Here is a 3,094-nt window from a genome sequence, read left to right on the forward strand (position 1 = left end):
TTTGTCATGCATTTTTTAGTATAGCACGTGCATATTAAACTTTTAACAGAAAAATATTGACAAACTATTAGCTGGTTTAGTTGAATAAGAAAAAGATGGGGTCTCTGTGGAATCCCAACTTGAAGTAAAGTACCCTTAGTTCATTAAGACGAAATTAAAAATGTCCGTTTCTATGGTCCATTTTAAACGTCTTATCCATTCCTCCTGTACTTCTTGTGGTGCTTTTTTGACCTTATGTAATACTTTCCATACTTTATATACACAGTAAGACCTTAATACTTCAGGAGATAAGTGTATTGGATTATTAATTTTATATTCTTTAATAAATAAGAGATTTAATGAGTCCGCATATTCAGGGTAATGAAGTTTTGTAAACCAGCAGACCCATCCTATATCGGTTAAAGGATTTGCCCATTCAGACCATTCCCAATCTAAGACTGTAAGAGTATTAGTATCTGTGTATAAAACATTGTGAATCCCATAGTCACCGTGCGTTAAAACCCATTCCTCCTTAGTATCGTTTAAGTTTTGTAATATCTCCATAGAATTTGCAATAAGAAATTCAGGTACAAAATCTAAACTTAAGTTTAATTCATTAAAAGTACATTCTTTAATTCCACTTGAAGTATAGTTATATTTTATTGAATGAATTCTTTTAGCAAGAGATGCTCCTAAGTTTTTATATAATTCCATTGTTCTTTCTAATTCATTGTTATCTAAAATGGATTGTCCATTTATTCCTTTTCTGTACTCCATTACAATTATTTGAAGGGCATCTGTTTCTATTAACTCATAAATTTTTGGTGTTACTCCTGTTTCTTGAATTAAATTTAAACAATTTATTTCATTTTCAATGTCTTCGTTAAATTTATTTGCAACTTTAACAACTAACGGAGGAAGTGTACCATTTAACAAAAAAGTGTCATTTGTGTACCCTCCAGTTAATCGAACAAGTGAAAAATCACCGTATTTTTCTTTCAAATGTTTTTTTAATACTTTTTCAGTCAAAGTTATCCATCCAATCATTCTTTTGTATCTATTAATTTTACTATAAAGCAATAACAGATCCCCTTTAAACCATTCAATATATATTATTTCTTATTCCACTAACCTGCTCCGTTAGCACAACAAGAAAAAAGATGCTGCCGCATCAACACCTTGTTTAACACTTGCACCCGTTAGTGAAAAGGGGTACCCATCTCAGAACGACTCATAATTAGTAATAAGCTATTATATTTTTACTTAAAGTGGCTAATTCCGCTGTAATAATATGCCATTTTGTTTATCATATATTTTATAATGTATACCAAAATCAGAACCTTCATAATAGGTAACTTCGCAATACGCCTTTGTTAATGAACCTTTGTCCCAATAATTTGGAGGTACACTAAAAAATACATTTTCTGAAAACAGAATATCTAAAGAAGAATTTTTTGTGGTTTCCCAATATTCAACTGAACACTCACCCTTTACTGTGTCGTAATCTCCCTTTAAAATCTTAGGCAGCACCGTTAGGGCATCCCAAAACACGGTGAGAGATAAAAGGGCAAATAATATGAGTACAAGCAGGGTTCCATAGTATTTATTAAGCGATAAAGGTTTCTTTTTTTGTGTCTTTCTCATATGCAAAATACCCGCTATACATAAAATAAAACCTAAAATCGTTAATGAAAATGCGCCTAGTAGCTCCATCATTTTACTTTCACCTGCTATAACTATCGAGTTAATTCATTATACATCAATTTTAGTAGTGTTTTTCTTCTTGAGCAAGTTGAATAACACCCTTTTAGAGAAACTGTTATTCAACTAATCTGCTCCGTTAACACAACAAGAAAAAGATCGGATTGCTGTGGAATCCCATCTTGAAGTAAAGCCACCCGTTAGCTTAAGTACAATGTTTCACAAACTAGTTATTGTAAATTCGTCTTATTAAGGCTTTTTAACTTATTACACTCATTCAACTGGGTCGCCACCAAAGACTTTAGAGGTAAATTCCCAATGTGCCCTATCGACTGCTAACTGTCTAAATTTCTCTGGTTCAACCCAATCTTCTGTTTTAAATTCGTCAATTGGTACAACTTCAAGCTGATTTGTACCTTCCTCTGCATTTATCTTTTCTACTATTTCAACATATTGTTTATGATACTTTTCTTTTTGTTCTTGGGTTAATTCTAATGGAGTTACTGATACAACTTTTTCTTTATTGGTATCAGATAAAGCCCCAACCTCTACTGCTTGTCCATCGGTCATACCCTCCGTTACTTTTTTTTCTGATTCTTCATTTACACTACATCCTGCTAAAGCGATAGCTCCAATTAAAATTCCTACACACATATACTTTTTCAACATTCACACCCCATTATATAAACTGTCGAACTATTCTAACATTAGTTTATAGAACTTAGAATCCTATTGCAATTGTTTAACTAACCTGCTCCGTTAGCTAAATAAGATGATTTACAAATATAAGTCTGAATTTACATCTTTACTCGTACCTTTAATACTCTCCATAGATATAGTAATAGCTTAAAAAACCAATAAAATAGAAAAAAATTAAACAATAATCCCAAAGAACTAAATGTGAAAACCAATCCACCACGATATACAAAACTCTCAGCAGGAAAACCGAAGTAAAGATACCCGTTACTATCGACTTGATAGCCACCCGTAGGTATGAAAGCAAAAATAACAGTTGAAATGAGACTTAAAAGATATAACTTCTTTTTAGTTGAGTTCATTTTATTTTTGGGGCTTAATAAGCTAGCTAATACTAATACAATTAAACCGAGAAATGGAAATATATTCACCGTATCTATCCCTCCTTAATTCATACATCACCACAATTATCCAAATAATTTCTTATTAAACAAACCTGCTCCATTAATTCAATAAAGAAAAACATACTAAGATTAGTAGTGCAGACCAAGGCATTGGTTCGTACTACTATTTTTTATATAGTAGAGGTGAAGAATAGGTCGGGCAGCTCTTTGGATCTTGAATCCGTAAAAAAAACTGATCTACTTCACAACCTTATTTGAATCAGGTTTAAGTATGTTGGATCCTTTGAGATCGTGTATAAGAAATGGGAATCAAT

4 protein-coding genes are annotated in these 3,094 nt (G+C 32.0%); all 4 read right to left on the reverse strand.

The genetic code is table 11. The features are described from left to right. Positions 1 to 135: 135 nt before the first annotated feature. A complete protein-coding gene (locus tag AC3WSK_RS26390; protein WP_402780169.1) occupies positions 136 to 1,008 on the reverse strand; it encodes a phosphotransferase in 873 nt (290 codons plus the stop codon). Positions 1,009 to 1,251: 243 nt separating this feature from the next. Next, positions 1,252 to 1,695: a flavoprotein gene (locus AC3WSK_RS26395; RefSeq protein ID WP_492414984.1), complete on the reverse strand. Its 444-nt coding sequence runs from the start codon at positions 1,693 to 1,695 to the stop codon at positions 1,252 to 1,254. Positions 1,696 to 1,953: 258 nt separating this feature from the next. Continuing rightward, complete coding sequence (locus AC3WSK_RS26400) at positions 1,954 to 2,349, reverse strand: hypothetical protein (protein WP_492414983.1); 396 nt, start codon at positions 2,347 to 2,349, stop codon at positions 1,954 to 1,956. 128 nt (positions 2,350 to 2,477) lie between these two features. Next, a complete protein-coding gene (locus AC3WSK_RS26405; protein ID WP_492414982.1) occupies positions 2,478 to 2,807 on the reverse strand; it encodes a hypothetical protein in 330 nt (109 codons plus the stop codon). Between the last annotated feature and the right edge of the window lie 287 nt (positions 2,808 to 3,094).

This window comes from Lysinibacillus sp. EB271-A1-10B, from assembly GCF_058791335.1.